18 protein-coding genes are annotated in these 16,342 nt (G+C 63.1%); 6 read left to right on the top strand and 12 right to left on the bottom strand.

What is annotated here, in order from left to right:
- The first annotated feature begins 78 nt into the window (after nt 1-78).
- A complete protein-coding gene (locus AC1RR7_RS24945) occupies nt 79-891 on the top strand; it encodes an alpha/beta fold hydrolase (RefSeq protein ID WP_096821114.1) in 813 nt (270 codons plus the stop codon).
- A gap of 80 nt (nt 892-971) precedes the next feature.
- Here AC1RR7_RS24945 and dsbG read toward each other — a convergent pair whose 3' ends face one another.
- Genes dsbG through dsbD form a run of 3 tightly spaced genes read right to left on the bottom strand, consistent with a single transcriptional unit; the run spans nt 972 to nt 4,326 of the window.
- Complete coding sequence (dsbG, locus tag AC1RR7_RS24940) at nt 972-1,742, bottom strand: thiol:disulfide interchange protein DsbG (RefSeq protein ID WP_096821115.1); 771 nt, start codon at nt 1,740-1,742, stop codon at nt 972-974.
- Nucleotides 1,718-2,593: a TlpA disulfide reductase family protein gene (locus AC1RR7_RS24935; protein ID WP_102620420.1), complete on the bottom strand. Its 876-nt coding sequence runs from the start codon at nt 2,591-2,593 to the stop codon at nt 1,718-1,720. The genes dsbG and AC1RR7_RS24935 overlap by 25 nt, the downstream gene beginning before the upstream one ends.
- A complete protein-coding gene (gene dsbD / locus AC1RR7_RS24930; protein ID WP_493158647.1) occupies nt 2,593-4,326 on the bottom strand; it encodes a protein-disulfide reductase DsbD in 1,734 nt (577 codons plus the stop codon). The genes AC1RR7_RS24935 and dsbD overlap by 1 nt, the downstream gene beginning before the upstream one ends.
- A 153-nt stretch (nt 4,327-4,479) precedes the next feature.
- Here dsbD and AC1RR7_RS24925 point away from each other — a divergent pair, with 153 nt between their 5' ends.
- The 5 genes from AC1RR7_RS24925 (at nt 4,480) to AC1RR7_RS24905 (ending at nt 8,932) form a co-directional block, all read left to right on the top strand.
- Entirely contained in the window at nt 4,480-5,160 is a 681-nt protein-coding gene (locus AC1RR7_RS24925) for a response regulator (protein ID WP_085607085.1), read from the top strand.
- Entirely contained in the window at nt 5,160-6,482 is a 1,323-nt protein-coding gene (locus AC1RR7_RS24920) for an ATP-binding protein (RefSeq protein ID WP_493158646.1), read from the top strand. Before AC1RR7_RS24925 ends, AC1RR7_RS24920 begins: the two co-directional genes overlap by 1 nt.
- Nucleotides 6,483-6,582: 100 nt before the next feature.
- On the top strand, nt 6,583-7,068 hold the full coding sequence (locus AC1RR7_RS24915) for a GNAT family N-acetyltransferase (protein ID WP_102620418.1): 486 nt from the start codon (nt 6,583-6,585) through the stop codon (nt 7,066-7,068).
- A 143-nt stretch (nt 7,069-7,211) separates the two neighbouring features.
- On the top strand, nt 7,212-8,624 hold the full coding sequence (locus AC1RR7_RS24910) for an aspartate aminotransferase family protein (RefSeq protein ID WP_192552118.1): 1,413 nt from the start codon (nt 7,212-7,214) through the stop codon (nt 8,622-8,624).
- An 83-nt stretch (nt 8,625-8,707) separates the two neighbouring features.
- Nucleotides 8,708-8,932: an MbtH family protein gene (locus tag AC1RR7_RS24905; protein ID WP_192558608.1), complete on the top strand. Its 225-nt coding sequence runs from the start codon at nt 8,708-8,710 to the stop codon at nt 8,930-8,932.
- Between the two features lie 72 nt (nt 8,933-9,004).
- Here AC1RR7_RS24905 and AC1RR7_RS24900 read toward each other — a convergent pair whose 3' ends face one another.
- The 9 genes from AC1RR7_RS24900 to AC1RR7_RS24860 form a co-directional block, all read right to left on the bottom strand.
- Nucleotides 9,005-9,910, bottom strand: a complete 906-nt coding sequence (locus AC1RR7_RS24900; RefSeq protein WP_493158645.1) for a metal ABC transporter substrate-binding protein — start codon at nt 9,908-9,910, stop codon at nt 9,005-9,007.
- Nucleotides 9,911-10,810: a metal ABC transporter permease gene (locus AC1RR7_RS24895; RefSeq protein WP_096821123.1), complete on the bottom strand. Its 900-nt coding sequence runs from the start codon at nt 10,808-10,810 to the stop codon at nt 9,911-9,913.
- Nucleotides 10,810-11,553: a metal ABC transporter ATP-binding protein gene (locus AC1RR7_RS24890; RefSeq protein ID WP_273540246.1), complete on the bottom strand. Its 744-nt coding sequence runs from the start codon at nt 11,551-11,553 to the stop codon at nt 10,810-10,812. The genes AC1RR7_RS24895 and AC1RR7_RS24890 overlap by 1 nt, the downstream gene beginning before the upstream one ends.
- The gene (locus AC1RR7_RS24885) at nt 11,550-12,479 is read right to left on the bottom strand and encodes a metal ABC transporter substrate-binding protein (protein ID WP_102620413.1); all 930 of its coding nucleotides are present in this window, start codon (nt 12,477-12,479) and stop codon (nt 11,550-11,552) included. Before AC1RR7_RS24885 ends, AC1RR7_RS24890 begins: the two co-directional genes overlap by 4 nt.
- 35 nt (nt 12,480-12,514) lie before the next feature.
- Complete coding sequence (locus AC1RR7_RS24880; protein WP_273540245.1) at nt 12,515-13,081, bottom strand: DUF6162 family protein; 567 nt, start codon at nt 13,079-13,081, stop codon at nt 12,515-12,517.
- Nucleotides 13,078-13,410: a hypothetical protein gene (locus tag AC1RR7_RS24875; protein ID WP_096821127.1), complete on the bottom strand. Its 333-nt coding sequence runs from the start codon at nt 13,408-13,410 to the stop codon at nt 13,078-13,080. Before AC1RR7_RS24875 ends, AC1RR7_RS24880 begins: the two co-directional genes overlap by 4 nt.
- The gene (locus tag AC1RR7_RS24870; RefSeq protein WP_493158718.1) at nt 13,407-13,931 is read right to left on the bottom strand and encodes a PA2404 family protein; all 525 of its coding nucleotides are present in this window, start codon (nt 13,929-13,931) and stop codon (nt 13,407-13,409) included. The genes AC1RR7_RS24875 and AC1RR7_RS24870 overlap by 4 nt, the downstream gene beginning before the upstream one ends.
- A gap of 14 nt (nt 13,932-13,945) precedes the next feature.
- Nucleotides 13,946-15,145 carry a PepSY-associated TM helix domain-containing protein gene (locus tag AC1RR7_RS24865; RefSeq protein WP_096821129.1) on the bottom strand — a complete coding sequence of 400 codons (1,200 nt, stop codon included), beginning with the start codon at nt 15,143-15,145 and terminating at the stop codon, nt 13,946-13,948.
- 224 nt (nt 15,146-15,369) lie between these two features.
- A complete protein-coding gene (locus AC1RR7_RS24860; RefSeq protein WP_493158644.1) occupies nt 15,370-16,245 on the bottom strand; it encodes an alpha/beta fold hydrolase in 876 nt (291 codons plus the stop codon).
- Between the last annotated feature and the right edge of the window lie 97 nt (nt 16,246-16,342).

Genomic DNA, 16,342 nt, shown 5'->3' with positions numbered 1-16,342 from the left:
CGTACATTTCCAAGGTTGACGATCGAGAACCGGCAGCTCAGGCTGCCGGTTCTCTTTTTTTTGTCGCGGGGGTAGTCGATGCCTTTCTTCACGGTGGACGGACAAGCGCTTCATTACATTGATCAAGGCACAGGCCCGGCGGTGTTGCTGGCCGGCAGCTACCTGTGGGATCAGGCCATGTGGGCACCGCAGATCGCTGCGTTGTCGCCTCACTATCGGGTGATTGCGCTGGATCTGTGGGGCCATGGTGAATCGGGGCGTTTGCCTGAAGGCACCACATCACTGGATGACATCGCACGCCAGGCGCTGGCCTTGCTCGATCATCTGGACATCGACCGGGTGACGCTGGTCGGGTTGTCGGTCGGCGGCATGTGGGGCGTGCGCCTTGCTCTGTCGGCACCGCAGCGGCTCAACGGTCTGGTACTGATGGACACCTACGTCGGCGTCGAGCCGGAACCGACCCGTCAGTATTACTTTTCCCTGTTCAAGCAGATCGAAGAAAGCGGCGAGATCTCCGAGCAGTTGCTCGATATCGTGGTGCCGATCTTCTTCCGTCCGGGCATCGATCCGCAGTCGGCGTTGTATCAGGATTTTCGCGCAAAACTCGCGGGTTATTCCGCTGATCGCCTGCGTCAAAGCATCGTGCCGATGGGGCGCATCACGTTTGGCCGTGATGACCTGTTGCCGCGTCTGGGCGAGCTGAATGCGGCGACCACACTGGTGGTCTGCGGCGATCAGGACAAACCCCGTCCACCGTCGGAAGCCAAGGAAATGGCCGAGCTGATCGGCTGCCCGAGTGTGCTGGTGCCCGAGGCCGGGCATATCTCCAATCTGGAGAATCCGGAGTTTGTGACGGAGGTGTTGTTCAGCTTCCTGGCGGAGCGCCATTAACAAGATCGCCGCGTGTCGCAGCTTCTACAGGTGTGTGTTTCCTGTAGGCGCTGCGACGCGCGGCGATCTTTTGGTCCTGCTTATTTCGGCCCGAGAATCTTCGCCAGCTTGTCCGGCGTCGGCGCGCCTTGCTGTTGTTGCAGCTCACCCTTGTCGTCCATGTAGAAGATCGCCGGGGTGGCCTGTAATTCCAGGTCCTCCATCAACTGCATGTTCGCTGCGAGTTTGGTCTGCACGGCGGCCGGAATGTTCTTCAAGGCTTTGAGCGTGCTGGCTGTGCCGGCCTTTTCGTGTTCTTCCAGGGCCTTGGCCGGGTCTTTGGCGGCCAGCAGCGCGGCGGATTTGGCCGGGCTGTCTTCGCGGATGATGCCGACCATGATGTGGCGCAACTGCACCTTGCCGGCCTTGACCCATGGACGGGCCTGTTCCCAGAACATGTTGCAGTACGGGCAGTTCGGGTCGCTGAACAGGTACACCGTGCGCGGTGCATCCTTGTTGCCGTCCTGAATCCAGTTGCTGGCCTCGAACTTGGCCCAGACTTCCTTGGCCATCGGCGCGTAGACCAGTTTTTGCAGCGGTGCGCTGCTCAGGTCGTTGCCGTCGGCGTCGTACAGATTGCCCAGTAGCACGTGCTTGCCGTCCGGCGTCAGGTACAGCGCCATGCCGCGGTTCTGGTATTGCGCGGCGTAGCCACGCAGGCCGTCGGGCGCGTCGAACTGGCCGACGATTTTTGCGCCCTTGGCTTCGATCTTCTTGATCGCGTCAGGCAATTCTTCAGCGGCCTGCACCGACGGCAAGTGCAGCAGGGCAGCGCCCAGAGTCAGCGTCAGCAGGTGGCGGAGGCGGGGCATGGCAGTTTCCTTGCAGAGGTGGCCGGTGCGGCGTTCGTATTCGGATTGGGGATGTCGAAGTTTTCCAGGGCTCGAGCCAGACTGGCGTTCGACAACTCGCCCAGATGACTGGCCAGCAATTGACCGTCGGGGCTGTAGAACAGCGTAGTCGGCAATGCCATGGAACCCACGGCCTGGCCCAGATGACCGCTGCGGTCGAACAGCACGTTGTTCAGGCTCAGGCCCTGGGTTTCGAGGAAGGTCGCGACGCTTTGCATGCTTTCGGCCTGATTGACGAACAGGAACGTCAGGTCCGGGCGTTGCTGCTGGGCGTTTTCCAGCACCGGCATTTCGCGGCGGCATGGCGGGCACCAGGTGGCCCAAAGGTTGATCACCAGCGGGCCGCCCTGATAGTCAGCGAGTTTCACGGTTTCGCCGGCGGCGTTGCGCAGGGTGATGTCCGGCAGACGTGTGCCTTGCTCGTAGAGGCTCAGCGACAGGGTGGCCAGCAACCAGAATGCCACGCCACTGACCACGCCGAACCCCAACGGTCGACGCAAACCCGGCCGCCGCCAGCCGCGATACAGCGCTGCCAGCAGCAATACGATCACCCCCGGCCAAGCGAGAAAACCACCGTCGCGCAGGTCGATGATCTGCCACGGATCGTTGCGGTAATGTCCCCAGTACACGGCAACAAACGCGACGCGCGCAGCGAGCATTCCGAGCAGGAACAGGCTGAACAGCGCCGACTCGGGGTTATCGCCACCGCGCTTGGCCACCCGCCAGCCGACGAAGGTCGCCAGCGCCAGGGCGCTGATCAGCAACAGGTGGTTAAGCGCAATGGCAAAGGTGCCGAGGGTGAAAGTCAGCATTAACGGGCGTCTCGGGTGGTGGTCCAGTGTTGCAGGAAAGTGTCGGCATCGACTTCGCCGGTGATGCGCTGGCTGCGGCGCTCTTCACCGTCGGCACCGATCCACACAAAACTCGGTGGCCCTGGCACTTTGTAGCGGCCGAGCAGTTCGCGGCTGGCGGCATTGTCATCAGTGACGTCGAGGCGCAGCAAACGCACTTCGCTCAGGGCCTGCAGTACCCGCGCCTGGCCAAATACCTTTTTCTCCATGACTTTGCACGACGTGCACCAGTCGGCGTAGTAATCGAGCAGCACCCATTGGCCCTGAGCCTTGGCGGTGTCGAGTTCGCGCTGCAGCGCGGCTGGGTCTTTGATCGTAATGAATGCTTCGTGACCGTTGGGGGCAACCGTGCCGGTGCGTCCGGCGCTGTAGACCTGCAACGGCTGGAACGGATCATCGCTGCCACCCGCTGCACCCACGACCAGCAAACTGCCCCACAGTCCCAGCAGCAGCGAGCTGGCACCGAACAACTGGGCGACCCGGCCGAAGCCTTCGGACTGTTTCCAGGCGCTGTAGGCCGCGATCAGCAGCAGCGCGCCGCACAGCGCAAGCCACAGCGACGAGTCCAGCACCGGACGCAGCATCAATACTGCCGTGCCGAGGAACAGGAAACCGAATATGCCTTTGAGCAGGTTCATCCACGCGCCGGGTTTCGGCAGGAAACGATTGCCGACCGTCACCAGCACCAACAGTGGGATGCCGATGCCGATACCGAGGGCAAACAGGATCAAGCCACCGTGCAGCGCATTGCCGCTTTGCGCGATGTAGAGCAGAGCACCGGCCAGCGGTGCGGTCATGCACGGCCCGACCAACAGGCCGGACAACGCGCCCAACACACCGGCGCCAACCAGGCTGCCGCCGCTGCGACTGCGCGAGGCGTGCTCCAGTCGATCACGCAGTGCGACCGGCAATTGCAGTTCAAAGAAGCCGAACATCGGCAGTGCCAGAATCACAAACACCACTGCGAACGTCCCGAGCAGCCATGGGTTTTGCAACCACGCCTGAAGGTTCGCTCCCAACAGGGACGCGATGACGCCCATTGCCGCATACACCAGCGCCATGCAAACCACATAGCTGCTGGCCAGCGCAAAACCACGACGTGGCGTGGCACCGCTGCCAACCACCATACCGGCCAGAATCGGCAACATCGGTAACGAGCACGGCGCAAAGGCCAGCAACAGGCCGAGACCGAAGAACACCAGCAGGCTCCAGCCCAGCGAGTGCTGTTGCAGACCGCTGGCCAGCGCTTGATCCTGCGCCTCATCCGTCGCTGCAGCGGCCGCTTTGCCACCGAGGTCGATCACGCGAGTTTGCGGTGGATAGCACAGGCCGGCATCGGCGCAGCCCTGATAACTGACCTTGATCTGGCCTTTGGCTGCTGCAGGAATTTTCAGTTCGAGGCCCTGGCGATAGACCGGTTGCTCGCCGAAATACTCGTCACTGTGGGATTCGCCTTCGGGCAGCGCTGGGGCGTTTTCCGCCGCCAGCCCGTCGAATTTCAGGCGTTTCTGATACAGGTAGTAACCGTCGGCGATTTGCCAGAACAGTTGGGTTTCGCCGGAATCCAGACGTTCGGATGTCAGCACGAAGGCCTTGTCGACCGGGAGAAATTCCGGTTTTGTCGCAAAAGGATCGTTCCCTGCCTGGGCCAGACCCGAAATCAACAGTGCAAACAATAAAAAAATATGACGCATGGAGGAGCCTTGTCCCTGTGCAAGTGATGAGCACAATGGGCGGCGGCGATTAACCGATGATTAACCGCGGCGCCCTTGTCGCTGTGGCGTTCGGGGCATAATGTCAGCTTAATCGGCCAACCGCCTAATCGGCATTTTTCTACGGGACTCACCATGCACGTACTGGTTTGCGAAGACGATGAGTTGATCGCCAGTGGCATCGTCGCCGGGCTGACGGCCCAGGGCTTGACGGTCGAACACGTCAACACCGCCTCCAAGGCGCGGGCGATCCTCAAGGTTGCCGAATTCGACGTGATGGTGCTCGACCTCGGTTTGCCGGACGAAGATGGCCTCAAACTGCTGCAGCAACTGCGTCAGCAGGGCCTGGAAATTCCGGTGCTGATCCTCACTGCGCGGGATTCGGTCACCGACCGGGTCGACGGTTTGCAGTCCGGCGCCGACGATTACCTGCTCAAGCCGTTCGATTTGCGCGAACTGTTCGCTCGTCTGCAAACCCTGCTGCGCCGCGTGGCCGGGCGTAGCGTCAACCTGATCGAGCACGGCGCGCTGACTTACGACCCGAGCAGCCGCGAAACCACCCTGGCGGGCCGTTCGGTGGACCTGTCCCGTCGCGAGCAATCCCTGCTGCAAGCCTTGCTGCACAACCGTGGCCGGGTGCTGTCCACCGAGCAATTGAAGGACAGCGTCTACGGTTTCAACGATGAACTGGAGAGCAACGCGCTGAACGTGCACATCCACCACCTGCGCAGCAAACTCGGCAAGGGCATCGTCGAAACCGTACGTGGTCTGGGCTATCGCCTGGGCCCGGCCGATGGTGGAGAACCTGACAAGTGATGAGTCTGCGCCTGCGCCTGAGTCTGACCCTCGGCGCCGCATTCGCGCTGATCTGGGCCTTGGCGGCGGCCTGGATGCTCAGCGACCTGCGCAACCAGATGATGTTTTCCCTCGACCAGCGGCTGGTGGCTTCGGCGCGGATGGTCGCCGGGTTGCTGGAGCAATTGCCGGCGATACCGAGCAAAGGCGAGGGCACTCACTTCAGCGCCGAACAACTGAACATTCCCGGCGGCATGGCCTGCCAGGTCAGCTCGTTGCGCGGCGAAATCCTCGCCCGCAGCCACAACAATCCGGAACAGGCACTGGAAGCCCAGAAAATGGGCTTCCATGACCAGATGATCGACGGCGCACCCTGGCGCACCTTCACCCTGGCCCGGGGCGATGTGCGCATCACCACCGCTGACCGGGTGATCGAGCGTGAAGCCTTGAACATGTCGATCCTGCTGGCGGCTTCGGTGCCGGTGGGTGTGGCGCTGCTTGGCTGCCTGTGCCTGCTGTGGCTGGGGATCGGTCAGGGGCTGGCGCCGCTCAATCGCTTGCGCGAAGCCTTGATGCGGCGCAATGCCGACTCGCTCGAACCGTTGCAGTTGCAATCGTTCCCCAGCGAACTGAAACCGCTGCTTGAAACTCAGAACCAACTGTTCCAGCGCATCGGCAAGACTATCGAGCGCGAGCGTCGCCTGACCGGTGACGCCGCCCATGAACTGCGCAGCCCGCTGACGGCGATCAAGACCCACCTGCAAGTGGCGCGCATGACCGAAGGCAGTGCCCGCGATCAGTCCCTGGCCCGGGCCGAGGAGGGCGCCGATCGCTTGCACCGGACCCTGGAGCAATTGCTGTTGCTGGCCCGGGTCGAGGGCAGTCTGTCGTTCGACGACGGCGTGCAGTGCAGCTCCGAGCAAGTGGCGAAACTGGCGATTCAGGACTCCGCCAGCGGCGAGCGTCAACGGATCAAACTGCATCTGCCCGAAAAGTTGTCCGGCGCGCCTCTGCAAATGCCGGCAGTGTTGTCGATCGCGGCCTTGCGCAATCTGCTCGATAACGCCCTGCGCCATACCCCGACGGAAGGCGCCGTGGAGCTGAGCCTGGAAACCACCGGCAACCGCGTGCGCTTCGTGGTTCGCGATCATGGGCCGGGGATTGCGCCGGACGATCTGCAACACCTGACCCAACGCTTCTGGCGCAACGGCCAGAGCACCGGCTGCGGGCTCGGGCTGGCGATTGTCCAGGCAATTGTCCAACGCTGTGCCTGCACCCTGCATTTCGACAGTCGCCCGGATGGCTTGCGGGTCGAGCTGACCATGCCGCTGCAACCGGCCTGAGCCGGCACATCAAATGTAACCTCTCTCCATTGGTCATCGGCCGGCCACGACGCTATTGTCGCCCCAGCCTTTGACTCAATGGATTGAGGGAAACAGCGCCATGGATGCATCCATCTACATTTGCCCGGCCACCCCGGCTGATGCCGGCATCATCAGCCGCATCATCGAGCGTTCGATCCGCGTCGGTTGTGCGCTCGACCATCGTAACGACCCCCACCTTGTCGATGCCTGGATCCGCCAGCAATCGCCGGAACACATCAGTGCCTGGCTCACCGATCCACAGCGCTATCTGAACATCGCCCTGATGCAGGGCCGACCGGTGGGCGTCGGCATGGCGCTGGCCGACGGCGATGTCACCCTTTGTCATGTGCAGCCGGAATGGTTTCGCCGGGGCGTCGGCCGGGCCCTGATGGCTGACCTTGAAGGCTGGCTGCTGACTCGCGGCAGCCCCCGTTCCGTGCTCACCAGCACCCGCACCGGTGAAGCCTTTTATCGGCGTCTGGGGTATCGCGAATCGGCGCCGCCGCTCATTCGCCACGGCATGCGCAGCCTGCCGATGCACAAGTCGCTGCCGCTGTCGGCATGACAACTCGCTCAAGGGTGTAAATCCTTGAGGGGCTGGTGCGTTTCCAGAACAGGAAAACCTGCATGTGCGCCCCGCGACCGGAACGCGCACCTGTGCGGTGTGCAGTTTTGGTCACTATCCATAGCGAATTGAGGGGTCGAGAGATGTCAGTCGCCACCAGCCTTATCGAAGAGTCGTCGGCCCGGATCGCCTCCGCGCCGGCGGAAACGCTGTATCAGTTCAACGAGTCGCCGCTGCTGGCCCGTCAGAGCCAGCAGGAATCCAATGCCCGCAGCTACCCGCGGCGCATTCCCCTGGCGCTGAAGCGTGCCAAGGGCCTGTATGTCGAAGACGTTGAAGGCCGCACGTTCATCGATTGCCTGGCCGGTGCCGGCACCCTGGCGCTGGGGCACAACCACCCGGTGGTAATCGAAGCCATCCAGCAGGTGCTGGCCGATGAGCTGCCGCTGCACACCCTCGACCTGACCACGCCGGTGAAGGATCAATTCGTTCAGGACCTGTTCGGGTTGCTGCCTCCAGCATTGGCCAAGGAAGCGAAAATCCAGTTCTGCGGCCCGACCGGCACCGACGCCGTGGAAGCCGCGCTGAAACTGGTACGTACCGCCACCGGACGCAGCACCGTGCTGTCGTTCTCCGGCGGTTACCACGGCATGAGTCAGGGCGCGTTGAGCCTGATGGGCAGCCTGGGGCCGAAAAAGCCGCTGGGCGCATTGCTCAGCAACGGCGTGCAGTTCATGCCGTTCCCGTACGACTACCGTTGCCCGTTCGGCCTCGGTGGCGCGGCGGGTGTGAAGGCCAACCTGAGTTACCTGGAAAACCTGCTCAACGACCCGGAGGCCGGTGTGCAATTGCCGGCGGCGGTGATCGTCGAGGCGGTGCAGGGCGAGGGCGGTGTGATTCCGGCGGACATCGAGTGGCTGCGCGGTCTGCGTCGTATCACCGAAAAGGCGGGTGTTGCACTGATCGTCGACGAGATCCAGAGCGGTTTCGCCCGCACCGGCAAGATGTTCGCCTTCGAGCACGCCGGCATCACCCCGGACGTGGTCGTGCTGTCCAAAGCCATCGGCGGCAGCCTGCCGCTGGCGGTGGTGGTTTACCGCGACTGGCTCGACACCTGGCAGCCGGGCGCTCATGCCGGCACCTTCCGTGGCAACCAGATGGCGATGGCCGCCGGTTCCGCGGTGATGCGTTACCTGGTCGAGCACAAGGTCTGCGAACACGCCGCCGCCATGGGCGAACGCCTGAGCGAGCACCTGCACATCCTGCAGCGTGACTTCCCGCAACTGGGCGACATTCGTGGTCGTGGCCTGATGCTCGGGGTCGAGCTGGTCGATCCGAACGGTGCGCCGGACGCGCTGGGCCATCCACCGGCCTTCGCCCGTCTGGCGCCGCTGGTACAGCGCGAATGCCTCAAGCGTGGCCTGATTCTGGAGTTGGGCGGGAGGCATGGCGCGGTGGTGCGGTTCCTGCCGCCACTGGTGATCACCGCCGCTGAAATCGACCGCGTCGCCGAGATCTTCGGTCGTGCACTGAGTGCCGCGACCGCTGCCCTGTAAATTTTTCGCCGCGCCGAACGTTCCTTCTACATACCCGGCTGCACCCACCGTGCAGCCCACCCCTACAACGATGGAGACACAGCATGACGTCAGTATTCGACCGCGAGGACATCCTCTTTCAGGTCGTGGTCAACCACGAAGAGCAGTACTCGATCTGGCCGGATTACAAGGCCATTCCGGAAGGCTGGCGCACCGTGGGCAAGAGCGGCCTGAAGAAGGAATGCCTGGCCTACATCGAAGAAACCTGGACCGACATGCGCCCGCTGAGCCTGCGCCAGAAGATGGAAGCGCAAACGGCTGCACAGTAAGTCACCGGCCAAAAAAGAAACCCGCTGGACTGGAAACAGTCAGCGGGTTTTTTCATGTCCGGAGGAACGGTGTTACGCGCCGCTCAAGCCCTTGAGCAGTGCATCCACATTCCCTTCCAGTTCTGCCACAGGATCCGCCGCATCGGTGCTCAGCACCAGCAAATGACTGCCCGACTCGGCAATTGCCGCTTTCACGGCGTCCGACGGTTGCCGATGGTGCAGCACCACCGCCACGTTGTTGTCCTTGAGCGTTGCAGTCAATTTCTTCAGGTCTTCCGGTGTCCATTCGGCGTCCGGTCGCGGGTCCTGTCCGATCAACTCCAGGTTCAGGCTGCCGATCAGATAGCCGAAGTGATCGCTCAGGCTCATCACGCTCAGATTGTCGGCACTGGCCAGACGCGCCTCGCTATCGGCACTGAGTTTCAGCAGGCGCTGTTTCAATGCGGCCAGATTGGCCTCGATCTTCGGTTTGTCCTTCGGCGCCAGACGCACCAGGTCTGCCGCCATCACGTCGGCCATGCGCCCCATGTTGTTGCTGGCCAGCCACGGCTGGCTGTTCAGGCCATCGACGTTCAGCCCCGGTTGCACGGCGATGCCGGGCAGGGCGCCGTCCACCGGGCGGGCGGCATCGACTTCGATGATGCGGATGTTGCTGCGTCGGGCAATCGGGTACAGCGGATCATCGGCCCACAGCGAGCGCACGCCGATCACCGCATCGGCGCCGGTGGCCAGTTTGCTCAGCTCTGGAGCACCGCGTCCGGTGAAGTACGCGGTCTGGCGGCTGCCCGGCAGATTCGCCGGCGCTGCGCGTTCGAGGCTGATGTCGGTGCCCTTGAGCAGCACTTCACCCAGACCGTAGGTGATTGGCAACGAGGCCAGCACCCGCAGCGGTTTGGCGCTTTCGGCGGCGAATACGGTGGTCGTGGTCACGCTGCACAGGGCGATGGCCAGGGTCAGTTGTCGCAGTGAGAAAGACATTTATCCAAGGTTCCCTTTCAGACTGGGGACGACGCCCCGGGCAATGGCGGCGAGGGCGAAGCCGATACCGGCGACCAAGATGATCGCGGCGCCGGACGGAATCGGCAGGTCGAACACGATGGGCGCGAGAATCCCGCACAGCGTACTGACCGTGGCGATCAGCACCGAGCACCAGAAAAAGCCCTTGAGCGACTGGCTGAGCAAACGAGCCGCCGCTGCCGGAATCACCAGCAGCGCGCCGACCAGAATCGCGCCAATGACTTTTACCGCCGCGACGGTGATCAGGGTCACCAGAATCACGAACAGGTAATCCAGAGTCTTCACGGCAACACCGCGCACCGCTGCCAGTTGTGGGTTGAAACTGGCGAGCATGATGCGGTTGTACAGCGGCAAGGCCAGGGCCATCACCAGCGAACCGACGATGGCCAGCACCGCCAGATCATTGCCGTTGACCGTCAGCACCGAGCCGAACAGTACGTTTTCCAGAATGTGCACGTTGATCTTGCCCGCCAGGATCAGCAGCAGGCTGGCACCCAGCGCCAGGGACACCGACAGGAACACGCCGATCAGCGTGTCCGGGGCCAGGCCGGTACGGTTGCGCAGGTAATTGAGCAGGATGCCGAACAACAGGCAGTAGCCGAACAGGCTGCCGTACGGCCCGGTGTAGGGTTCGCCGAGCAGGATGCCGATGGCCACGCCGGTCAGCGCCGCGTGACCGACCGCCTCGGAGAAAAACGCAAAGCGCTTGACCACCACCAACGTGCCGAGACCGCCGAGCACCGGGCCGATCAACAGGCCGGCGAGCAGCGCGTTGACCACAAAACCGTAGGCCAGGGCTTCCGGCAGGTAACCGGAGGTGGCCCAGCCCTGCACCATCAAACGAAAGGCTTCGTAACTCATCAGGCAGCGCTCCGTGGATGGGTCGAGAACAGGGTCAGCAGGCGTTCCGGGGTCAGGGCCTGTTGCGGGGTGGCGTCGAACAGCACCCGGCGGTTGAGGCCGGTGACGCGATTGGCCAGACGCCCGACGGCTTCCAGATCGTGTTCGATCCACAGCACGGTGATGCCCGCCGCGCGCCAGTCGCCGAGCAGGCGTTCGAATACCTGGATCCCGGCTTCGTCCAGGGCCGACATCGGCTCATCGAGCACCAGCAATTGCGGGGCGGGGATCAGGCCTTGAGCGAGCAGCACCCGCTGGCGCTCACCGCCGGACAACGCGCCCATCCGGCGCTTGCGTTTGTCCTGCATGCCGACCCGCTCCAGCGCCTCACCGATGGCGCCGGCGTAGCGTTTGCTCAGGCCGAGAAACGCCGGGCGACGCTGACACATGGCGGCCATGAAATCATCGACGGTCATCGGCAGACCCCGATCGAATTCCAGCGCCTGCGGCACGTAGCCGATAGTGCCGGGCTCGCCGGGCCATTGCAGGCTGAGCCGACCCTGATGCGGCATCTGCCCGAGCAGGGTCTTGATCAGCGAACTCTTGCCGCCGCCGTTGGGGCCCACCAGTGCGTGCACGCTGCCGGGCTGCACCTGGAAGGTCACCTTGTCCAGAATCGTCGTGCGACCGAGGGTCAGGCTGACCTCGGCAAATTCCAGGGTCGGGCCACTGCTGATGATTGAGAGGTTTTCCTGAGCCGTCATGCGCCGGACTCCTGAATTGCCCGAACGACGGTGTTGAGGTTGCCGGTCATTTCCTTTTCGTACTTGTCGGCGGTGTATTCGCCGTAGGAAATGTGCGACAGCGGGTACAGCTTCACACCGGATTCGCGTTGAATGGTCTCGACGTAAGTGGACGGGAAATCCATCTCGGAGAAGATCACCTTCACATCCAGTTCGCGCAGTTGATCGATGGTTTTCTTCAACTGGCTCGGGCTGGGCTCGATGCCGTGGGCCGGCTCGACCACCGCCGTCACTTCCAGGCCGAACTCGCGCAGCAGGTAGTCGTAAGCGGCGTGCACCGTGGCGACCCGCAGTTCGGCGTTTGGCGCCTGGGTCAGTTTGGCCAAGGCATCGGCGCGCATCTGCCGCAGGCGTTTGCCGTAGGCGCGGGCGTTCTGGGTGTAGGTTTTGGCGTTATCCGGGTCGAGCTTGCCGAGTTCCCGGGCGATGTTGTTGACCTGGGCAATCGAGGCGCTGATCGACAGGAACGTGTGCGGGTTCACCACTTTGCCGGCACCGCGCGCTGCGACTCCGGTGGCGGCCAGCAGCGGCACGTTCTCGTTGGCTTCGATGGTCTTGATGTTCGGTGTTTCGCTGGCGGCGATCATGCGGTCGGCGAAGTCGTCATGGCCGACGCCGTTGAGCACGATCACGTCCAGCCCGCTGATGCGCTTGATGTCTTCGGCGCGGGGTTCGTAGGCGTGCGGGTTGAAGCCGGCGGGAATCAGCGGCACGACGTCGGCCTTGTCGCCGACGATGTTCGCCACATAGCTGTAATAAGGGTGCAGGGTGATGCCGATGCGCAGGCGTTTGGCCGGATCGGCGCTGGCCAGCGGGCTCAGCAGGCAGGCGCACAGGCCGATCAGCAGCAGGCGCAGGAAAGGACGGCGTTGAGATGAACTAGGCATGGGCAAGCGGTCTTCTCTCGAATGAAGGCGAGGGTTCAATGACGATGTTCGCGGGTCACCCCGGCATCGAATTGCGCGACGATCTGTTTCCATCCGGCAGCGGTCAGTGCCGCGTCGGACAGGTCTGTCGGCGCTTGCAGATCGGCGGCGCGGTTGAGCCAGATGTCCGGCGCAGCGTCGTTCAGGCGCATCAGAAACGAGCCGGCCACGGCCGGTGCCTGGCTGTGGCCGTAGTAGGCGGCATTGGCCAGCAATTGCCAGGCATGGCCGCCACGGCTCACGGAGCTGGCGTCCTGGGCGAACGGCACGAAACCTTCATCCGCCAGGTTCTGTGGGGTCGGCAGCGCTTGCTGTTCTTCACGCAACAGGTGGATCTCGTCGAGGGTTACTCGCAGGTCGGCGTAGATGCCTTGCTCGCTGGCACCGAGGTCGCGGCGGGCGTCGAGCTGATGGCTGGAAACCGGTTCGGGTTCGTGGGACACCCCGCGCCACGCCACCACGGAGCCGGCGACCGCGAGGATCAGCAGGCACATCAGCAGCACATTGAGGGTTTCATGGCCGGCACCGGCGGGGCGAACAACTTGAGTGGTCGGCGTGGTCATGGGGCTTCGATATCCGCTTGGTCGATTTCGACGACATGGCCGGGGCCGGCGTCGAACAGCACGTAGAACTCGGCGCCGGGTTTCTTGAAGGTCAGGGTCGAATCGGCGCCGAGCTTGCCCGGCACCAGGATGGTTTCGTCGTAGCCGATCACATCGAGGGTCACCCCCGGCGCGCCGCTGCCGTCGGAGAAACCGCCGGTGCATTTGATCTGCTCGGCATCGATGGCCTTGCACTCGCACATCGGGTTGTGGGCCAGGGCACTGGCGCTGAAACCGGCACACAGCACCAGCAATGCGGTGCTCATGCTCAGACGGGAGGGGCGGCTCATGGTTTGGCTCCTTGTTTGTTCAGCCAGGCAATAGTGGCGGGTGAGGCCTGGCTCAGCGGAATCGAGGCTTGGTGCATGCTGCCGTCCCAGCCTTCCATGGTGATCCACAGTTCGGCGTCGGCTCTGGTTTTGTCCGGGACGGGCATCTGCGTGCCCATGCTGTAAGGCGTGCCGAAGAAGATCGAACCGGCGGCGCGCAGGCTGCGTGGCTTGCCGATGCGCAGGTAGGTGGCCTTGACCTGTTCGACACAGGCCTCGCACAGCGCGGCGCTAAACCCTTTCAGATAGCCGGCTGCACCGTCGGGAAGCGGCGCTTCGTTGCGAAACTCGGCCAGACGCAGGCTCCACGGACCCACCTGGACTTCGCCGATCTCGCGCTCACCCAGCCCGCTGTCACCGCGAAACAACGCCTGATCGGCGAAGTACCTGGGCATGAATCCCAGCGGAATCAGCAACAGCAGCACGTTGATGTGGAAGCGCCATTTATGCCAGATCACGCTCAGCCGTGAGGGCTGAGCCATGGGAGTGAACTTGCTCACAGGTTGGCCTCCGACGGTTCACGGTGCAGGGCCGGTTGTGCCTGAACGCGCTGTTTCTTGTTCTCGCGCTTGAGGGCGTTGGCGGTGGCCAGCGCGGTGCGCTTGGTCCAGATCAACAGCCCGCTGAGGACCATCATGCTCAGCACCAGCCCGAAGAAGAACCAGATCAGCTTGATCCACAGTCCGCCGAAGTCGCCGGTGTGCAGCGGACGCATGGACTCGGTGACGAACTCTAGGGAGGTTCGGTCGGAGAGCAGGCGCGAGGCCGCCACTTCACCGCTGTAGGGATTGAGCGTGGCTGACTGGAACATCAGCGGATACCAGCCGCGTCCCCGGATATCGAGGTGGCTGTAGGCGTTGCCGGGCAGATTGATGGTGCTGGCTTCGAACCCGGGAATCCGTTGCTGAGCAATTTCGATGGCGTGATCGAGGCTGACCCGTGGCGGAGGCGAACCATCAGCGGACAACGGCACGCCTTCACGGGACATGGCCGCGATGATTGGCTCGCTGGAGATGGAAATATGGTTGTCGGAAAGAATGGCTTCGATCAGAAACCACACGGCGGTGACGGAGATCACCGCGATGAACCAGATCGACCAGATGCCACTGAGGCGGTGGAAATCGCCCCAGAAAATCCGCGCACCGTGACGCAGGCGCAGGGTCGGGCTGAAAAAGCCCTTCCAGAAACGCTTGTAGACCACCAGCCCGGTCACCAGTGACGCCAGCATCGGCAGTGCCAGGAAGGACACCAGATACCAGCCCCAGCTGTAACCGTTGGTGAACGGCACCAGCCACCAGCCGTGCAAGGCTCGGGTGAAGGCACGGAAATTGAAGTCTGGTGCGGTGCCCTGAATCACACCGGTGTAAGGGTTGACGTAGACCGTCACCGAGCGCCCGTCAGGCTGACTGACGTTCACCTCCAGCGCGAAATGCGATTCGTCGGGGCGACTGATGCGTTCGACCAGCAACTGCGGTTCGGCAGTCTTGATCGCGGCGATGACCTGGTCGTAGCCCAGTAGCGGGGCATCGTCAGAGGGTTGGGTGGCGCGCATTTGCGGGTTCACCAGCCAGACGATTTCCTGGCTGACCACCGCCAGGGTGCCGGTGACGCAGACAATCAGGACAAAAAACCAGATCGGCAACGCTAGCCAGCTGTGTACCAGGAACCACAGTTTCGAGCGGGATTTCTTCGACATGATGACGGGTCTTGATTCGGTGAGAGGACTCGGCCACTACGGGCTTCGCAGCGCGGGAGTCCCTGATGGGCCGGTCGTGGCTTTTGCCTACGCGACTGGCCCGCATCTCTATAAGACGGATGACCGAAGCAAATCCCGATGAAGGATGTGAAAGTAAATGTTTCGCGACCGCAATCTCACCACGACGCCGGTCGGCGTTGTGGTGAGCGGGAGGAAAGGATGGCTCAGCGCAGGAACGTCAGTGCTTCGGCGAGCAACAGTTCCGGCACTTCTTCAGCGAGGTAATGACCAGCGGGCAGAGGCTTGCCGCGCACATCGGTGGCCACTTGTTGCCATTCCCTGAGCGGGTCGAAGCAACGACCGACCGTGCCTTCGGCGCCCCACAGCACCAGCAGCGGCAAGCTCAGATGATGGCCGGCCTCGAGGTCGGCGCGGTCATGTTCCAGATCGATGTCGGCACTGGCCCGGTAGTCCTCGCAGATCCCACGGGCGCTGCCGGGCAGGCTCAGGCAACGCAGGTATTCAGCGAACGCTTCGTCAGTGAACGGCTTGAGCCCGGCACTGCGGCTGCCCATGACGCTGCGCAGATAGGCTTCGGGATCGGCTTCGATCAGGGTTTCCGGCAGCGGCGCCGGGCGGATCAGGAAAAACCAGTGCCAGTAGGCCCGGGCGAAGGCTTCGTTGGTCTGGCTGTACATCGCCAGGGTCGGCGCAATGTCCAGCAACACCATGCGTTGCACGGTGGCGGGATGATCGAGGGCCAGGCGATGGGCGACTCGGGCCCCACGGTCGTGGGCGAGGATCGAGAACTGCGTAAAGCCCAGCGCTTGCATCAGTTCCACGCCGTCGCGGGCCATTTCGCGTTTGGAATAGCTGGTGTGCCGCTCATCGGCCGGCGGTCGGCCGCTGTCGCCGTAACCGCGCAGGTCGGCGGCGACCACGGTGAAGTGCTCCGCCAGTTGCTCGGCGACCTTGTGCCAGATGACGTGGGTCTGCGGGTGCCCGTGCAACAACAGCAGGCCCGGCCCGCTGCCTTTGATGCGGTAGGTGATGTCCACGCCGTTGACGTGGCGCTGGTCTTTGACGAATCCGGCAAACATCGGGGGTGATCCTTTATTCAGGCGGTTGGCCTGCATCCTGAAATCGCCGGGCGTTCATGACAAGGCGTGAAGCGTGGTTCGACGGTTCATGAATCGT

Source organism: Pseudomonas sp. GW821-FHT11G12 (assembly GCF_058808055.1).
The sequence above is the reverse complement of the archived record's forward strand: the minus strand, read 5'-3'. Positions and strand labels throughout refer to the sequence as shown.

What these genes read in the sequence shown, in the direction of transcription:
- dsbD (WP_493158647.1), bottom strand. Translation starts at nt 4,326, where the DNA reads ATGCGTCATATTTTTTTATTGTTTGCACTGTTGATTTCGGGTCTGGCC.
- dsbG (WP_096821115.1), bottom strand. Translation starts at nt 1,742, where the DNA reads ATGCCCCGCCTCCGCCACCTGCTGACGCTGACTCTGGGCGCTGCCCTG.
- AC1RR7_RS24945 (WP_096821114.1), top strand. Translation starts at nt 79, where the DNA reads ATGCCTTTCTTCACGGTGGACGGACAAGCGCTTCATTACATTGATCAA.
- AC1RR7_RS24935 (WP_102620420.1), bottom strand. Translation starts at nt 2,593, where the DNA reads ATGCTGACTTTCACCCTCGGCACCTTTGCCATTGCGCTTAACCACCTG.
- AC1RR7_RS24865 (WP_096821129.1), bottom strand. Translation starts at nt 15,145, where the DNA reads ATGTCGAAGAAATCCCGCTCGAAACTGTGGTTCCTGGTACACAGCTGG.
- AC1RR7_RS24885 (WP_102620413.1), bottom strand. Translation starts at nt 12,479, where the DNA reads ATGCCTAGTTCATCTCAACGCCGTCCTTTCCTGCGCCTGCTGCTGATC.
- AC1RR7_RS24905 (WP_192558608.1), top strand. Translation starts at nt 8,708, where the DNA reads ATGACGTCAGTATTCGACCGCGAGGACATCCTCTTTCAGGTCGTGGTC.
- AC1RR7_RS24920 (WP_493158646.1), top strand. Translation starts at nt 5,160, where the DNA reads ATGAGTCTGCGCCTGCGCCTGAGTCTGACCCTCGGCGCCGCATTCGCG.
- AC1RR7_RS24860 (WP_493158644.1), bottom strand. Translation starts at nt 16,245, where the DNA reads ATGTTTGCCGGATTCGTCAAAGACCAGCGCCACGTCAACGGCGTGGAC.
- AC1RR7_RS24915 (WP_102620418.1), top strand. Translation starts at nt 6,583, where the DNA reads ATGGATGCATCCATCTACATTTGCCCGGCCACCCCGGCTGATGCCGGC.
- AC1RR7_RS24875 (WP_096821127.1), bottom strand. Translation starts at nt 13,410, where the DNA reads ATGAGCCGCCCCTCCCGTCTGAGCATGAGCACCGCATTGCTGGTGCTG.
- AC1RR7_RS24870 (WP_493158718.1), bottom strand. Translation starts at nt 13,931, where the DNA reads ATGGCTCAGCCCTCACGGCTGAGCGTGATCTGGCATAAATGGCGCTTC.
- AC1RR7_RS24925 (WP_085607085.1), top strand. Translation starts at nt 4,480, where the DNA reads ATGCACGTACTGGTTTGCGAAGACGATGAGTTGATCGCCAGTGGCATC.
- AC1RR7_RS24910 (WP_192552118.1), top strand. Translation starts at nt 7,212, where the DNA reads ATGTCAGTCGCCACCAGCCTTATCGAAGAGTCGTCGGCCCGGATCGCC.
- AC1RR7_RS24895 (WP_096821123.1), bottom strand. Translation starts at nt 10,810, where the DNA reads ATGAGTTACGAAGCCTTTCGTTTGATGGTGCAGGGCTGGGCCACCTCC.
- AC1RR7_RS24900 (WP_493158645.1), bottom strand. Translation starts at nt 9,910, where the DNA reads ATGTCTTTCTCACTGCGACAACTGACCCTGGCCATCGCCCTGTGCAGC.
- AC1RR7_RS24890 (WP_273540246.1), bottom strand. Translation starts at nt 11,553, where the DNA reads ATGACGGCTCAGGAAAACCTCTCAATCATCAGCAGTGGCCCGACCCTG.
- AC1RR7_RS24880 (WP_273540245.1), bottom strand. Translation starts at nt 13,081, where the DNA reads ATGACCACGCCGACCACTCAAGTTGTTCGCCCCGCCGGTGCCGGCCAT.